This is a genomic window from Enterococcus sp. DIV0421, assembly GCF_051713745.1.
In the GTDB taxonomy this organism is placed as follows: Bacteria; Bacillota; Bacilli; order Lactobacillales; family Enterococcaceae; genus Enterococcus_D; species Enterococcus_D casseliflavus.
In genome coordinates this window covers 1050767-1067502 of sequence record NZ_JBIOQM010000002.1, presented here as the reverse complement: position 1 = coordinate 1067502, position 16736 = coordinate 1050767, and the positions used below count along the sequence as shown (strand labels likewise).

At 39.9% G+C, this 16736-nt stretch carries 16 protein-coding genes; 4 read left to right on the top strand and 12 right to left on the bottom strand.

All coding sequences use genetic code 11. The annotated features are described in order from the left end of the window. The first annotated feature begins 61 nt into the window (after window positions 1-61). Window positions 62-916: a LysR family transcriptional regulator gene (locus tag IGI96_RS16170; RefSeq protein WP_413159636.1), complete on the top strand. Its 855-nt coding sequence runs from the start codon at window positions 62-64 to the stop codon at window positions 914-916. Between the two features lie 212 nt (window positions 917-1128). Here the strand turns inward: IGI96_RS16170 and IGI96_RS16165 are convergent, their stop codons facing one another. The 4 genes from IGI96_RS16165 to IGI96_RS16150 form a co-directional block, all read right to left on the bottom strand. Continuing rightward, window positions 1129-1548 carry a cupin domain-containing protein gene (locus IGI96_RS16165; RefSeq protein WP_010748319.1) on the bottom strand — a complete coding sequence of 140 codons (420 nt, stop codon included), beginning with the start codon at window positions 1546-1548 and terminating at the stop codon, window positions 1129-1131. Then, a complete protein-coding gene (locus tag IGI96_RS16160; protein ID WP_438785365.1) occupies window positions 1549-1893 on the bottom strand; it encodes a carboxymuconolactone decarboxylase family protein in 345 nt (114 codons plus the stop codon). Beyond that, window positions 1862-2428 (bottom strand): flavodoxin, encoded by a 567-nt coding sequence (locus IGI96_RS16155; RefSeq protein WP_271772581.1) that lies wholly within the window; start codon window positions 2426-2428, stop codon window positions 1862-1864. The genes IGI96_RS16160 and IGI96_RS16155 overlap by 32 nt, the downstream gene beginning before the upstream one ends. A gap of 166 nt (window positions 2429-2594) precedes the next feature. Continuing rightward, on the bottom strand, window positions 2595-3476 hold the full coding sequence (locus IGI96_RS16150) for a LysR family transcriptional regulator (RefSeq protein ID WP_413159635.1): 882 nt from the start codon (window positions 3474-3476) through the stop codon (window positions 2595-2597). A 288-nt stretch (window positions 3477-3764) separates the two neighbouring features. Between IGI96_RS16150 and IGI96_RS16145 the strand changes: the two genes are divergently transcribed. Then, on the top strand, window positions 3765-3953 hold the full coding sequence (locus IGI96_RS16145; protein ID WP_074535879.1) for a hypothetical protein: 189 nt from the start codon (window positions 3765-3767) through the stop codon (window positions 3951-3953). Between the two features lie 212 nt (window positions 3954-4165). On the opposite strand, the gene IGI96_RS16140 is transcribed toward IGI96_RS16145, so the two are convergent. Both IGI96_RS16140 and IGI96_RS16135 read right to left on the bottom strand, forming a co-directional pair. Continuing rightward, a complete protein-coding gene (locus tag IGI96_RS16140) occupies window positions 4166-4870 on the bottom strand; it encodes a flavodoxin (RefSeq protein ID WP_438785364.1) in 705 nt (234 codons plus the stop codon). A gap of 191 nt (window positions 4871-5061) precedes the next feature. Next, window positions 5062-6003, bottom strand: a complete 942-nt coding sequence (locus tag IGI96_RS16135; protein ID WP_015509670.1) for an ABC transporter ATP-binding protein — start codon at window positions 6001-6003, stop codon at window positions 5062-5064. Window positions 6004-6286: 283 nt separating this feature from the next. Between IGI96_RS16135 and IGI96_RS16130 the strand changes: the two genes are divergently transcribed. Continuing rightward, window positions 6287-7483, top strand: a complete 1197-nt coding sequence (locus IGI96_RS16130) for an IS110 family transposase (RefSeq protein WP_077454773.1) — start codon at window positions 6287-6289, stop codon at window positions 7481-7483. A 202-nt stretch (window positions 7484-7685) separates the two neighbouring features. Here IGI96_RS16130 and IGI96_RS16125 read toward each other — a convergent pair whose 3' ends face one another. The 4 genes from IGI96_RS16125 to IGI96_RS16110 form a co-directional block, all read right to left on the bottom strand. Then, entirely contained in the window at window positions 7686-9116 is a 1431-nt protein-coding gene (locus tag IGI96_RS16125) for an ATP-binding cassette domain-containing protein (RefSeq protein ID WP_438785363.1), read from the bottom strand. A 6-nt stretch (window positions 9117-9122) separates the two neighbouring features. Next, window positions 9123-10019 carry an ABC transporter permease gene (locus IGI96_RS16120; RefSeq protein WP_060791898.1) on the bottom strand — a complete coding sequence of 299 codons (897 nt, stop codon included), beginning with the start codon at window positions 10017-10019 and terminating at the stop codon, window positions 9123-9125. Window positions 10020-10030: 11 nt separating this feature from the next. Next, window positions 10031-10960: an ABC transporter permease gene (locus tag IGI96_RS16115; RefSeq protein ID WP_438785362.1), complete on the bottom strand. Its 930-nt coding sequence runs from the start codon at window positions 10958-10960 to the stop codon at window positions 10031-10033. A gap of 61 nt (window positions 10961-11021) precedes the next feature. Beyond that, window positions 11022-12599 carry an ABC transporter substrate-binding protein gene (locus IGI96_RS16110; RefSeq protein ID WP_015509666.1) on the bottom strand — a complete coding sequence of 526 codons (1578 nt, stop codon included), beginning with the start codon at window positions 12597-12599 and terminating at the stop codon, window positions 11022-11024. Window positions 12600-13091: 492 nt separating this feature from the next. On the opposite strand from IGI96_RS16110, the gene IGI96_RS16105 reads away from it, so the two are divergent. Further along, on the top strand, window positions 13092-13604 hold the full coding sequence (locus tag IGI96_RS16105) for a GNAT family N-acetyltransferase (RefSeq protein ID WP_413159631.1): 513 nt from the start codon (window positions 13092-13094) through the stop codon (window positions 13602-13604). Window positions 13605-13692: 88 nt separating this feature from the next. Here IGI96_RS16105 and IGI96_RS16100 read toward each other — a convergent pair whose 3' ends face one another. Together IGI96_RS16100 and IGI96_RS16095 are read right to left on the bottom strand one after the other, a co-directional pair. Next, on the bottom strand, window positions 13693-15732 hold the full coding sequence (locus tag IGI96_RS16100) for a glycosyl hydrolase 115 family protein (protein WP_438785464.1): 2040 nt from the start codon (window positions 15730-15732) through the stop codon (window positions 13693-13695). A 497-nt stretch (window positions 15733-16229) separates the two neighbouring features. Beyond that, entirely contained in the window at window positions 16230-16481 is a 252-nt protein-coding gene (locus tag IGI96_RS16095) for a hypothetical protein (RefSeq protein WP_218212955.1), read from the bottom strand. Between the last annotated feature and the right edge of the window lie 255 nt (window positions 16482-16736).

Here is a 16736-nt window from a genome sequence, read left to right as displayed (position 1 = left end):
AATAAAAAATACCAGTTTCGTGAATATCCATAACTAAAAGGTATGGAAAGAGGAGTATCTGATGAACCTTGATCATTTACGCTACTTTAAAAAAGTAGCCGAATCGAAAAATATTACCCAATCTGCACAAGAATTATACATCTCACAACCTGCCTTGAGCCGTGCCATGAAACACCTAGAAAGTGAACTAGGCGTTCCTTTGTTCTATCATGCCGGTCGGCATATCGAGTTGACGATGTATGCTGAAGAATTTTATCCCTATGTCGTTGAGACGTTAGCACGTTTCGACGAAGGAATGAGTGCGATCCAAGCCTTAAATGGAGAAATGATCCCTGCAGTGACGATTTACTCTGAAGTCGCTTCTGTTTCCTTGCCCAACTTGGTGGCGACATTCGTTGAAAAGCACCCTGAGATCCAACTTTCGATCAAGCAGCACGGCAGTAAGGAGACCAACAAAGAACAAGCCTTCTACATTACCTCTGAGCCAAAGAACGGCTTGACCAATCTGCCAATATTCACGGAACCCATCTTACTGGCGATCCCCAAAAAGCATCCCTTGGCAGAAAAAAAAGACTTGCAAGTTGCCGATATCCAACACGTGCCTTTGCTGATGCTGGTTGAAAACAGCCCGCTACGTAGAACCATCGACGAAACTTTTGAAGCAAAAAAAATCAGTTTGGCTATCGGTTCAACGACGGACGATCCAGCGACGCTGCGCTCCCTTATCAATCAAGGACTAGGAATCACGTTCTTTCCTAAAATTACTTGGGGCTATGAAGATCAGGCGCCTTTCGTTTTACGTGAACTAGCAGATTTCCCCTTATCAAGGACGATTTATTTAGCATCAAGCTTTACTAAAGGTCATCCCATGACAAAACTAATTGCAAAAACGTTGATTGAATTTTATCTTGGCTAAACAAAAAGAAGCGTCCATTCGCACGTTAGCTGTGCAAGTGGACGCTTCTTTTTTCTTTCCTATTTACCACGGTTGAATCATCGGATCGACCGTACATTCATTCACATTGATCACTTCGATCTCTTTTGGCTAGCCACACTATTGGCTGCCCCGTCAGGTGAGACCCCATAAGATTTGTTACACGCCTTCCAGTAAGGCTGCCTTATCATCGCTTATGCATCGGGCAATTGATCGTATTCTTCATCACTGACTGCTTCTAACCATTCTGAAGCACCAGCAGTAATCGCTACATGGGCAAACCAACTATTTTTTGCTGCACCATGCCAATGTTTGACCCCTTCCTTGATGACTACGACATCACCAACAGTAAGTTTTTGCGGTTTCTTGCCTGCTTCTTGGTACCAGCCTTCTCCTGAAGTCACCAACAACAATTGATACCCACCATCAATATGCCGATGCCAATTGTTGCGGCAACCTGGTTCAAAGGTCACATTGCCAACGTTGACTGGAATCGCTGGATCAGCTACTAAAGGATTCAAGTAACTCTGACCGCTAAAATATTGTGCATAGGCGTCATTTGTGTTGCCTAATGAAAAGATTCCAGCTTCTTTTGCTGCATCGAGTTCTGACATTTATTTTTCCTCCATTTCAGCTAGCTCTTCTTGATAAACCGTTTTGGCGATGTTAAAAGCAGACCAAGCTTTGGGCCAGCCAACATAGAAAGCCAGATGAGTGATTACTTCTGCAATTTCTTCTACTGTGATCCCGTTTTCTTTGTCAATCGTCAGATGGGCAGTCAATTGTTCAAAATTGCCACCCGAAATCAAGGCAGATATCGTTAATAAACTTCTTGTATGGGGAGCCAATTCTTCCTCACGTGACCAAACTTCACCAAATAACACATCATCATTTAATTGCGCAAATTTCGGCGCAAATGTCCCTAGGTTATCTCTTCCTGCAGTTTGTTTCTTTACCATATCGATCGACTCCTTCTTCTATTGTGATAAAATGCTGGCTCACCCAATTTTGAATGGCAGTATTCGCCTTATTCACTCGTGACCCACGGATGGCTAATCCAGGATATATGAGGGCTTCAGGGCAAGTTTTTTTAAAGTCTTCTAGGCTATTGCCAAATCCTGAGCCTTCATGGGTACAAAAGGGAAAAATAATCTTCCCATCGAAATGATGGTCTTTTAAAAAACTCGCCACGATCCTCGGATAGCTCCCCCACCAGTTGGGAAATCCAACAAATAGTATCCGTTCTTTAAAAAACGCAGACGGTACTGTTTGATAGCGGGGAAAATCATTAGCAGCTTTTTCTTTTTTTGCATGTTCGACCATCGCCCGATAACTTTCAGGATAAGGTTCCACAGGGTCAAGAGTATAAAGGGGGCATTGCAGCTGCTCTGACAGCTTCTCTGCTAGAATCTGCGTATTTCCTATGCCCAGTTTTTTGAGCTGTCCCTCAATCAGATTTTCACCAGCTCGTGAACAAACAAGTATTGCCGCCATTTTGTCACCTCCTACTCTTTGTTTCCTGATAGATTTAATGGTAAGCCAATCGAGTTGGATTGGCTAATGCTTTTTCACACAAGACCTTATGCTTACAAAGCATAGCTGGTTTCGATATACAAAAAAGAAGCGGATATCACCGCTTCTTTTGATGTTTACACTGAGACTATTGAAAGGAATCGCGAAATCGCCGAATAAACTCGATAACGACTGGTGACAGCACACGATTCTTTTTCCAGACCAATACACAGCTGGTCTCGATTTGTGGTACTAAAGGTAGAAACTTGATTGCCTCATTCCTTCGTTCTCCGACTGCTCCGCTGATGGTCAATGCCGAACCAACATGGTTTTCTACTAAGGAAAAGACATTGAATATTAAATTGTAGGTGCCCACGATCGGCAACTCTTCCACTGGTGTCTTCGACCATTGACTGAACATTTGTTGTACTTCTGGACGCTTGGAGATCAATAAAGGCACACCTTTCATGTCTTCGGGTGTTATTTCTTCTTTATGCGCAAGAAAAGAATCAGCCGATGTCAAAAAGCCCCATGTTTCTTTTCGTGGAAGAACGATTTTTTCGTACTTCTCGATTTCAATCGGTTCGATCAATATCGCTAGATCCAACAAGCCTTTCTCCAGGCGATCGCTGATGTCATCTCCCGTACCACTATGAATATGAAAGCGAACATCAGGATAGTCATTGATAAATTCTTCCAACATCAAGGAAAGCGTATCGGAATTATCTGCTTCCACACAACCAATCGTGAAGTGACCGCTAAATAAATGTTTTTTACGATCTTCAAACGCTTGCATTGTCTGGTCTGTCAAACTCAAAATCTCTTCCGCACGGCTTTTTAAAAAACGCCCCGCTTCCGTTAAAACCATTTTCCGATTATCACGAGTGAATAGTGCCGTCCCTAACTCGTCTTCTAATTCTTTTAATTGTCGACTCAATGTCGGTTGTGTGATGTGGAGCACTTCTGCAGCTTGAGAAATCGTCCCTTCCTCCGCAATCGTGTAGAAATATTTTAATAACCGAATTTCCACAAAATCTCCTCCTCATTTTTTCTTGTGCATTCCAGGTGTTCGAAACAAAAGAGAAGCTCCCTCTCCAGTCTCCTTATCAATTCTTATGATAACAAAGAATCACTGTTCCAGCGAATCTAGCTAAAAAAGCGTAGGAAATTGCAGAATTGTAAAAAGATTCGTCAACGACATGTAAAAACTGTTCGCTTAAACGAACAGTTTTGTCAGCTGCTTGCTTTTTACGGCTTTTGGCGTAGGATATATGAGTATCTTGGTATGAGTCCTCATACAATGATTTGGAGGAATACAATGTTAAATTTATCAATTCTTTTATTTTGTGTAGCGATCGCTTTACTCGGACTTGCAGGATTCATCTTTAGAGTGCGTGCGTTGCTGAATAAACGTCCGTGGAATGGTCCTGTATTGCCATTGTCGGTTATTGGTGTAATTCTTTTCATCGTCTCTTTGGTCATGATCTACCTTTCTTATCCGAAATAACAGAATTGTAGTCAACCTAGAATGAATAAATCGGAAAAACTGACTATTCTCGGGAATAAGTAGGAGCTTTTGCTTCTAATCCATCAGCGCATCCCCAAATGATTCATAAATCAACTGCATTAGTTTACCATAATTATATTATGATTATTTCGGTTTGTGGTACATCATGAACATGTAGCCAACTGAGAAACGGCTACTAAACTTGAATTTTGCTAATATCCTAGTTCATCGAGCCAATTCAACAGATTCGGTTCAGCCTCTTCAACACTTCCCGCTCTTGCTGCAAAGCCTTCCAGAAAGTCATACGCTGGATACAACGTTTGAAGTTCGTTTTGACTATTAGTCAGTCCACTTCCCCCATGGATTGCAAAAGGAATGATTTGTTTATCCGTAAGATCATAGGTTTCAAGAAATGTTAAAACGGCTCTTGGGGCACGGTTCCACCAAACGGGAAAGCCGATAAAGAGAACATCCACTTCAGTCATTTGGGCGACGTCAGCCTTCAACGTTGGTCGGGCATTTTCTTCCACCTCTCTAGTCGCTAAAGCTGTATGTTCATCGTAAACGTTAGGGTAACCTACTTCTGTTTGAATCGAGAACAACGCACCGCCGGTCTGTTCAGCGATCATTTCTGCTATCACCTGGACATCTCCTACCAAGGTGTCATCGATTACATTAAAACTACTTCCAGAAACTGCTTCGACCGCTGGTTCATGCTCTAAATTTTCTGGTCTTGTGAAATAGGCAATCAAAATATCGGCCTCCCCATCAATCCCTGTTTCTCTCATTTGTTGCGTAACGGTGTCACTATTACTTGTTTCCGTTGTACCAATGTCTGGCTCGTCATTCATTGAATCACTGCTGCATCCTGCTAGAAAAATCATCGTCAGAAAAAGTCCTTTTGTCCATTTGTTCATTGAATTGCTCCTTTCTTTTCCCATCAAAATGGTAGTTCCAGTATAATTCTTGAAGTGGACTTTAAGGCAAGACTCTTGAGCAAACCTTCCCCTATTTTTTACATCTTTCTCACAACTTCCTCACAAAAAAATTTCCTTCCCAGCATACTGAAAAAAGCCGTAAACAAAGCTTTGTTTTACGACTTTTTTGTTTAGTTATCGATTTTTCTCAAACTGGCAGCGACAAAATGATTTGTTCCTACCTGAACCCAATCCGGGTCCGCTGTTTCTTCTGTTTTAAATGTGGTGAAATCAAAGACATTGTTTTCCTTACTGTAAAAATCATCAGGCGCTGTTTTCTTGTTTCGAATGTCGGTTCTTAAAAACGCAGCAAGTAAGCGCCTTGTGTACGGATGGTAAGCATTTTTGAATATCTCATTGATTGGGGCACTCTCGACGATTTTTCCCCCATGCATCACGATCACATCATCGGCCATTTTACTAATGACACCCAAATCATGGGTAATAAATAAAATACTTGTATCCAGCTTGTCTTTTAACTCATTCATTAACTTAAGGATTTCTGCTTGGATGATCACATCGAGTGCGGTAGTCGGTTCATCGGCAATCAATAGCTTCGGATTGCAGGCTAATGCCATTGCGATCATTACCCGTTGACTCATTCCTCCAGATAACTGATGAGGATATTGCTTGGCTACTCGTTTAGGATCTGTGATCTTGACAGCTTCTAACAGCTCATATGCCCGTAAAGTCGCCGTCTTATTGTCGACGTGCTGATGAAGTTTCAAGGCTTCTGTCAGTTGTGCTTTGATTGTAAATACCGGATTCAAACTTGTCATAGGCTCTTGAAAGATCATTGAAATATCATTTCCACGAATTTTTAAAAGCTCTTTTTTGCTTAATTCGAGGATATTTTTTCCATCAAAACGGATCTGCCCTTCCGCTATATATTGATTTCGCTGAAAAAGTTGAAGGATCGACATGGCTGTTTGACTTTTGCCACTCCCACTTTCTCCAACGATTCCTAATGTCTTCCCTCTTTTTAATGAAAAAGTAACGCCTTTGACAGCTTTGACTGTGCCCCGTTTCGTATCAAAATACGTATGCAGATTATCAACTTCTAGTAAATCCATCTGGACCTCCTTGTATATTTAAGATACTCAATTAATCAGCTATTCCGTTTTAACTAGCTGTTATTTTGTCTATAATTGAGCTAGACGCTATGGACTAGTATAACCTCCACCAGATTCCTTTGGAATACTGTTGTCGAAAGGCTCTGGCCACAGCTCTTTGTCACATTGTTAATAAGTTTGTTAGCGCATGACATCTGTTCGTGACGCTTGATTGATCACAAGGTTACATAGGCAAAGAGTAAGTGGAGCATAGCGTAAATTTTATCTGTCAGGAGTGGTCCTTATGTTGTACGTTGGAATAGATATTGCCAAGCACAAACATGACTTAGCGATCATTGATACTGAAGGAACGGTTTTTATCCGTCATCTTCAGATTGAAAATAATCGTGAAGGCTTTACGAAGCTTCAAATGACGCTTGCCAATTTGCAGAAAACAACCGGCGAAGAGATTCAAATCGCCTTAGAAGATACCGGTCATTATTGCTTTAATATCTTACGCTTCCTTCGGACGCAAGGGTACCCAACTTATAGCTATAATCCATACTTAATTAAAGAATTTGCCAAAAATCAAAGCTTACGAAAAACCAAAACCGATAAAAAAGACGCCATGACGATCGCTCGTAAATTACGAGCAGATCTTGATAAACAATCATTTAGTGCGAACCCCTCAATGATTGAGCTGAAATATTTAACCAGACACACAGCTAGATTAAGAGAGGACTGTACTCGAAAAAAAGTGAACTACACACGCATTTTAGATATTCTCTTTCCAGAATTAGCACCTTCTTTGGGTTCTTCTTCCGCGAAGTACCAATCCTATGTGTACGCAATCTTAAAAGAATACCCCTCTGCTAGAAAATTAGGAAATGCACACTTAACGAAGTTGACCAATCTCATTTCAACGCACTCAAAAGGTCACTTTGGAAAAGAACAGGCCGTCAAGCTCAAAGCACTCGCGCAAACCTCTATTGGTCAAGAGTCGCCAGCGTTAGAATTTGAACTCCTTCAAACTATTGATGCCATTCAGTACCTTACAACTATGAGAGACAAAGCCGAGAAGGAAGTTGCTCGATTAATGAGTGAAATCGATTCACCTATTTTAACGATTCCTGGCATTGGTTTTAAATTAGGGAGTGTCATTCTCGCCGAAATTCGAGATATTAATAATTTCCGATCGCCGAATCAATTGCTTGCCTATGCAGGCGCAGAACCTTCCATCTCTACGTCTGGAATGAATCAGACTGAAACTGGTCGAATGGTCAAACGAGGTTCCTCTCAACTTCGCTGGGCATTGCATGAAGCCGCCAGACTCATGTCTATTTGGTCTCCGTCTATGCGTGTCTATTTCCAGAAAAAACTAGCAGAAGGAAAACACTACAATGTCGCAATCAGTCATGTTGTTCGAAAACTGGTACGAATCATTTATCAACTACTGAAAGATAATAAGCCTTATGAGGAGCAGAAAATGATTGTTAACTGATCTTTTCAAAAATCCCCTTTGCCTAAGGGTTCTTTGTCATGCCTTCAAATAATGTCAAAACTACGTTATTCAAACTTTTCATTTTGTGCTTGACTTAATATAGTTTGTCTTTTGATTTTTTCCCATTAAACCAATCGTATCATGCTTATGGTTCGATTGATTGACTCATCAACCATGTTTCAATTCCTATGTTGTAAAAAAACTATTTTCGCGTACACTTCACAAAATGATTCGGCTCGACTTCTACCCAATCTGGATCAGCATCAGTTTCTTTTGAATAGTTGAATGCCAAATCAGGATGGGTTTCATCAATAGGCCATGGTCGATACTCTTCGTCTAGCGTTGGAATGGCATTTAATAATTGCCGTGTGTACGGATGGATCGGGTTAGAAAAAATCGTCTCAGCTGAAGCTAATTCTACAAGATGCCCAAAATACATCACACCGATCCGATCAGAAATAAATTTTACAACTCCAAGATCATGGGTGATAAACAAGTAAGTCAAATTGAGTTCTTCCCGCAAATCATGAAGCAAATTGATGATCTGTGACTGAATCGAAACATCTAACGCTGAAACAGCTTCATCGCAAACAATGAATTTGGGCTTTAAAGCTAAGGCACGAGCAATCCCGATTCGTTGTCGTTGTCCACCAGAAAATTGATGCGGATAGCGATGAATAAATTCTTTCTTTAACCCGCATTTTTCCATGATATCAAGAATATATGTTTCATAGTTTGGGTCCTTTTTACTAGCAAAAAATTTGTGTATCAACAAACCTTCTCCAATAATATCACCCACTGTTAACCGTGGATCTAGTGAGGAGTAAGGGTCCTGAAAGATAATTTGCAGGTCTTTTCGTAAAACTCTTGATTCCTTTTGAGTCAAAGCAGCTAGATCGATGCCAGAATCAAGCTGCTCTTCATAGTATGAAAATTCTTTTTTGTTCATGACATCTTTTTTTAGTTGTGCGACTTGCTTATCAATAGCTGCTAAGTCATTTTGTTGTTCAGCAATCGTTTTTTCCAAATTTATGAGCTCTGATTGATCCACTGTCCCACTCATCGCTTGTTTTTGCTGATTAAATGTTAACGCTCGCTTGCTAGCGGCAACTTTTGCTGCAGCTTCGTAACGAGACGAAAGAAGCTTACTGACCTTTTGTAGATCATCATGCAAAATCAAGCCTCCGACTAATCGTAGGGTATTGCCATATTCATTTTCAAAAGCGATTTTCTTTAGACGCAACCGTTCCGTTGTTGCTTCTACATCAGCAGCTGAATCGGTAGCGAGTTTTGATTCGATCGACTGGAGCTCATTGACAGAATCAGTAAACTGTTTCATCTTTTGTGGCAGTTGTTGATAGACTTTTTTTACGTAACGAGGCATGAAATCTTCGATCGTCTCTCCATAGTAAAGGGTCGAGCCTCCGGTTTGTCGCTGGAGCTGAATAATCGTGCGTCCAAAGGTCGATTTTCCACAGCCACTTTCACCGACGATGCCTAATGTTTCTCCTTCATATATATCGATCGTAAGATCTTTATTTGCTTTCACATAGTCTTTTCCCACCCCAAAAAAGTTTTTCTTCTTCACAGGAAAATACTTTTGTAGATTCTTGACGCGCATGATCGTATCCATAACTGCTTACCTCTCTCTCATCTTCGGATCGATGGCATCACGGATTCCGTCACCGATCAAATTGAAGGATAAAATGGTCAACATGATCGCGATCCCTGGATAAATCGTCAGGTAGGGATGTGTTCGGATATAGCCTCGTCCAAAATTTAACATCGTTCCCCATTCCGCAACGGAAGCCTCCATACCTAAGCCAATAAATCCTAAGCCAACAGCAGATAAAATTGCTGTGGCAACGCCCATTGATGAATGCACAATGACTGGTGAAAGGATATTTGGCAAGATGTGTTTAAAAATCAGCAATCCATTATTTGCGCCCAGCGCTTTTCCAGCTTCAATAAATTGCTTCTCTTTGACCGCCATCACACTTGCCCGAATAATACGAGCAAAAATGGGGATATTCGCCAACCCGATCGCCAAGATCATGTTCGGCAGACTGGATCCCAAAGAAGCCACGATGGCGATTGCCAACAAAATGGAAGGGATGGATAGTAAGATGTCACAAAAACGCATAATCAGCGTATCGATCCACCCTCTGAAATAACCGGATAAGACACCTAAGATGCCACCAAAAAAGAGTGCCAGTAACACCGCACAAACGCCTACAGTAAGCGATATTCTCGTGCCGTAAATCAAACGAGACAATACGTCACGTCCCAAGTCATCTGTCCCAAACCAATGAGAACGACTTGGAAATTGCAATGCATTGGCTAGATTTTGCTCCCTCATGCCATAGGGAGCTATAAAGTCTGCAAAAATCGCAGTAATCGTCAGTAACGTGATAAATAGTAACCCAAACATTGCTCGGCGATTTGCTTTTAAGGAAAGCCAAATCTCTTGTTTCGATCCTTCTGGTACGCCTGCAAGTGCTTGCGTTTTCGCTATGGCCTTTTTTCTAGAAAACATGAGTTCCTCCCTTAATCATATGAGGTTTTAATTCGCGGATCGATATATGCATAGAGAATATCGACACATAGATTAACCATCGTAAAAATAAATGCAATAAATAAAACGCCGCCTTGGACGATCATTGTGTCTCTTGTACGGATCGCATTCACCATCAATGTCCCGATCCCATTGATACTAAAAACAGTCTCGGTCAATACAGCCCCACCTAATAAAGCCCCAAACTGCAAACCAATGACTGTCACTACGGGAATCAAGGCATTTCTTAAAGCATGATGGAACGTCACCTTTGAACCATTTACTCCTTTGGCTTTTGCCGTGCGAATATAATCTTGGTCTAAAACGTCCATCATACTCGACCTTGTGATCCGGGCGATCGTGCCAATTGACGAGGAAGCCAATGCAAATACTGGCATGATCATTTGCTGCCAAGTATCAAAACCAGATGCTGGCAACCAGCCCAGGATAGAAGTAAAAAGAATAATTAAAAGGAGTGCCTGCCAAAAGGTTGGCATAGAAACCCCAACTAGTGAAAGAAACATCACGAAATTATCAACCTTGGAATAAGGTCTCGAAGCAGAGATCACTCCCAGTGGAATACCAATCAGCGAGGCAAATAACACACTCCCTACTGATAATTTGATTGTGTTGGGCAAACGGACTAGGATTTCATCCATGACCACCCGGCCAGAAACATACGATCTCCCAAGATCAAATTCGACAACAACATTTTTTATATAATGAAAAAATTGTTCGATAAAACTACGGTCAAGCCCCATTTGCACACGCATGGCCTCATATTGTTCAGGAGTCGCTCCTTCCCCCAACACCATCGTTACAGGGTCTCCAGGTGATAGATACATAATCGTAAATACAATAAAAGAGACGCCTAGCAGGATAGGAAACAACCACAGAATTCGTTTTACAATATATTGGAACATCTATTCATCTCCTCAAAATAAAGAGCCATTGCGGCTCTTTATTTTATACTCTCAATCCAATTTAGTTTTTTGACACCGTATCTAAGAAGTAACTTCCAGTTGGATGATGTTCGAACCCTTGCACCCAGTTGCGGATACCTGAAACATTTTCTCTGGTTTGTAAGTAAACCCATGGCATCTCATCATTGATAATCTCTTGCGCCTCGTGATAATAGGCCAAACGTTCCTCTTGGTCAGAAGTGCTACGAGCTGCATCAAGTAATTCATCTACCCGTTCATTATGATAGAACGTACGATTTCCAGCTTCGCCAAAGCTACTTGAATGAAAAAGTGGATACAATCCATAGTCAGCATCTGTTGTGATCGTTGTCCAACCTAGTAAGAACATATCTGGTTCACCAGCTGCTGCAGCATCTAAAAATGCTCCCCACTCCATTTGGTTGACCTCAACAGTGATGCCTAATTCTTCTAAAGCAGCGGAAACAACCTGCGAGACACGGATTCGTTCTTGATTGTTATCACCGACATACAACGAAAGGGAGAACCCGCCATCTGGATAACCAGCTTCTGCTAATAGTTCTTTTGCTAATTCAACGTCATAAGGAGTAGCTTCCAAGTTTTCATTATATCCAAAAACCAATTCGTTGATCGGTCCACTCATTTGAGTCCCGATCCCCATATGAACCGTTTGGATAATCGATTCGACATCGATAGCATGGGCAATCGCGCGACGTACCCCTACTTCTTGCAATGGTGTATCATTTCGAACGTTGAAACCTAAGTATTCCGTTCCTAAATTTTCTGTCGCTAATAAAGTCAATTCATCGTTTTCTTCAACCTTTTCATTATCAGAAGGAGCGATATCATAAACAATATCGACGGTTCCTGACTCTAGTTCAATCAAACGAACACTTGAATCTGTAATTGTCCGAAACTCAATTCTTTCCATTCCCGCTGGCTCATCCCAGTGATCGTCAAATCGATCCAACGTCACGTGACTACCGGTTGCCCATTCAACAAATTCAAAGGGACCCGTTCCTACAACGCTGCTGATACCATAATCTTCACCAGCTTCTTCCACCGCTTTCTCACTCAAAATTCCAACCGCAGGATGTGCTAAATGAGTCAAGAAAGGCCCGAAGGCTCCATTTGTCCCGATATGGATCGTATGATCATCGATCACTTCGATCGTATCAGGATCGATCGAACCAATGATATGACTGATCGAAGGTGAGTCCACCGCCCGTCGAAGGGTGTAGGCAACATCAGAAGCTGTCATCGCTTCCCCATTATGAAAGACAACATCTTCTCGCAACTTAAACTCATAAAGGTTCTCTTCAATTTCTTCCCACTCTGTTGCTAACCCTGGCACTAACTCAAGATCGTTGGTCTGTTTGATCAGTGTTTCGTAAATCTGTCTTGCTACCCTGGTAGTTGCTTGGTCGTTCGTTTGATGGATATCTAATGTCACTGGATCCGCACCTGATGCGACCACTAATACATTAGGATCAGAACTAGCTCCCCCTGACACATTCCCTCCCGAACTATCTGTTGGGTCTTGGCCTCCACTACCACAAGCACCTAATACCATCAGACTTGTTAACAATACGAGAGCCCAGCTTGTTTTCCTTTTTTTCATGTTATCCTCCATTTCGTCCCCTGTAACTTAAGGATTTTTTTTTGCGCTCTTCTTCATACCAGCAAATATAGAAATTAGACGCATTGGCGTGTAACTTGGATCGTAAACACATACGCTCGTCCTGTTTTCTATCAACTAACTATAAAAAATTTGCTCATAATGAAGAAGCTTTTATCTGAATGATGAAAATTTTCAGATAATAACAAACTTTAGCTTGGAAATGTGATAGATTTGTGATGAATATCTAAGAAAATTGTCATTTTGTTAGAATAAAATGAAGAATTGCGGATTATTATCATTAATTTGACTTTTTCTTATAAGAACCCATTCAGTTAACAATTACTAATTCTTATTTTTGTTTCATTTGATTGAAAGTGTGACAACGATTCTATATTAGGAATTTTAAGTCTCTAAATTTTTATCGTTATCAAATATAAACGTCATATATCATTATGTGATAAACTATTTTTGAATAAAGATGGGAGTGATTGAATGGATATTTTCTTCAGACCACCAAAAGAAGAGGATATTGATCGAATCATGCAGATTGAAAATGCAGGATTTACGGCTGATGAAGCAGCATCTAAAACTGCGATGATGAATCGAATACATACAATAAGTGATAGTTTTATTGTTGCAGTAAATGAAAAGGATTGTCCGATTGGCTACGTTGTAGGGCCCATTATTTCTAAACGTTATCTCTCTGACGATCTCTTTGAAAGTACTTGTCCTAATCAGCCTTTTGGTGGCTACCAAAGTATTCTGAGCTTAGCTGTCGCTCCTGATTATAGAAACTGTCAGATTGGCAGTAAACTACTGTCAGTCCTCGAAGAACAATGTCGTCTTCAAAACAGAAAAGGAATCACCTTAACTTGTTTAATATCATTGATTCCATATTACAAAAAGCATGGCTATCAACTAGAAGGACTGTCAGATTCCCAACATGCAAATGTTGCTTGGTATAATATGGTGCTGGAATTGGACGATACGCCTAGTGAATTCTAATAAAAACTGCATATTAGATGAAACACCATTCAAAAGTAAGATATTTAGTCTAACTTTTGAATGGCGTTTCATCTCAATTTAATATTAATTAGGGAATTTTCCTAAAACTTACTCTGATTTTTCTTGCTATCTTTTCATCCGTCAACGCTTTTTTAGTATTTGAAAGCAACATAACTCTTGATTCAGTGGGATCCATAATATATTTTCTCTCCCACTGATCTTGATCTGGACCATCGCCAATGATGCGAATGTAAGACAGCAAACTTTTGATCATCTCTTTTGTCAATGTTAGATTAGTATAGCCATCATTTTCATAAAAATCATACCATGTATCACTTGGATTTTCCTTCAGTATTTGAATTAGTTGATGGATTTCTTCTAACGCATCGAAAACTTCTACAAATACAAAGACCATTTCTTCCCGATCAAGCATCTGATAAGCGTCTAACAAATGGAGCAGTGCTTTTAACGTTTTGCATTGAACGGCTACTGAGAGGTAAATATCATTAAAAAAGCGAGCATTTTGCGCATGTTTATCCTGAAGGGATAATGTAATCTGCTGGCATCTCAGCAATAGATCCTCCCAGGCTGCTATCTTTTCTCCTACCATAGAGAAAATTTCTGTGACTTGCTCCTTGATTTTTTTATCACCCGTCAACCATTCTATCCTCGGAATTTTTGTTTCTTGCTTGAGCCAGGATTGAATAATTTTTCGAATCAAATAACAGGCAAACTCGTCCCCAGCGGTTTGATCCTCATGTGTTCCATAGCGGATAACCGCTTCAAAGTAAGCTTCATAGACAGCTTGGATCTCTTCTTGCTGATTTTGATAGTATTGTGTTACATGCTCAGAAATTATCTCTTGATTGGTTCGTAACTGATAATCTGCTCGCCAGAAATTTGCTATTTCTTGTAAGAACAAAATATGCGGTTTTATGTTGCCTGTATTGACTAAGACAAACTTATCCATCTTGACTTCTCTAACCGCCATTAACTCTCTAGAAACAAATTCTGGGCTATTAGGCAAGATCGTCAAGAAATTAGATGCTTGTAAATCATGAAAGGCAACGTGATAATAGATTCCTCTTGATTGATTTGGTTTTGATGTGTTTGTTAACACTTCATCTCGTGGATCGTGATTTTCTTGTCTACGAGAAACCATTTTGCCATAACCATTATCCGCCCAAATCTCAATCACATCATCCGGAAGCTCAAGTAAGCCAAGATTAAATAATTCCGTCATCTCCCCATAAATGTTCATTGAACATACTGCATGAGGATCGACTTCTTTAACCATATGATATTGCAGATGGACGATTTCGTTGATCACTGCTGCTTTTTCCGCTGCTGACCACTGTCGATCAAGATCTTCTGCCCAAAAAGGACAATCCCCTTGTCCGCGAAAACCAAGTGTGTAGATAACCTTGGTACCTTTTTGCTCGTGTAAGGCTTTTTTCCATAATTCCTGAAACAACGCAAAATGTTCCTCGTATGAAGCCTTCAAACCAGGATACCTTCTAGCAAACATCTCAGCGCCTAGTGGCTCGGCATGATGATGTGTATAGATCAACCCCATCGCTTGCGCACTTTCACAATGTCTATCACTGTTCTTATCTGTTCCAGGGATGATGACATTTCCGCCTAAACGTAACAATGTTTCATAAATACGTTCCCATACATATTCATTCGAACCATTATCTTCCCATTGATCCAGCAGCAACTCATCATTGACGAACCAGCCCCGATAGTCCGTTGCAAAATCAGACAATGTTAAGTCAAAACCTGTCCATACAATAAATGGCTTTTTTATTGGGGGAATCTCCATGAAATACCAAAAGGGTTGAACACCTAAAATTTTACGAGAGATTTCAAGAACCCCATACATTAATCCTAACGGTGTTTCAGCACACACTTTTACTTTATCAGGCGATACGAAAAGTATATGAAAAGCATCCGTTTCATTTTTTTCATCAAGTAAAACCAACTCAATTTCATTTGCCTTCCTCGTGTCTGTCACAACGGTTAAAATGTCACGCTGCAAGATCTTGCAAGCATGTCCAATCACTTCATTTTCCAGCTGTTTTGACGTGACAGAAGTATTTTTCGAAATGAAAAATGTTGTTTCCATGTAATCACCCGTTTCATCTATATAGTTTATTATTTTATCTTCAATAAAGAACTTTCTACTATGTTGTAATAGACAATCGAATTGCTCATCAGCCATAAACCTCTCGTCACTATTTTCTGCAAAGATGTTTTTCAGATGGTCTAAACGTTTTGTTAACTGTTTACTATGATACCGCTCATAAATTTAGAATAAGCGAAAAGCTTGTTTAAAAAAATAGAGAAAGTCGATGAAAAATACGAAAAAACAGACTTTCTTTGTTTTTGGATTTTTCCCCGTCCCCCTTTAACTAATGTTTTATCTAGTCGTTGTAGAACATGATCTTCCATGCCTATTCAGCTTAGGGTGGTTAATCCTATGTACAGCAAATAAGCCCACACTCATAAGAGCATGGGCTTATTGAGATCATTGTCAATTCTAAATCTTCAATTGAAATCTGGCTTTTATCAATTCAGATTTCAATTGCTGAATAATGGTGACAATTTCTTATTATTCTTCAATTACATATACTTCTCAACTTCATCAATTTCTTTTTGTAGTGCTTTTTCATCGTACTTTTCATACTTACCGGCTTCGTGTGCGATCTTTTTGATTTCATGAATCGCTTTTTTCTCAACGATCCATTTCTTCATACTATGTTTTTTGGCGTCTGCATCTAGTGTGTCTAATTCCGCTAAATTATCATCTAACTTATCAAGAACCTCTGCAATTTTTACCAATGCTTTTGCTTCCTTTTCTTCATAGTTTGTCATAGATATCACTCCTTAAGTATTTGATATATTTATCTTACTGCTGTAATTAAATATTTTCAAATTAAATGTACTGTGTATCACAAAGTTTTATCTTATTCTCACTGAATAGATAGAAACTATTATTTTTTTGCAATATTCTATTCATTTTACATTTATTTTTATCCTTAAAGATGTATCATAAGAGAACTATAGATTATATAAAAAAATGCCTTAGTGAAACATCAAACATTCGGTGTGTCGTTTGCAATAAAAACA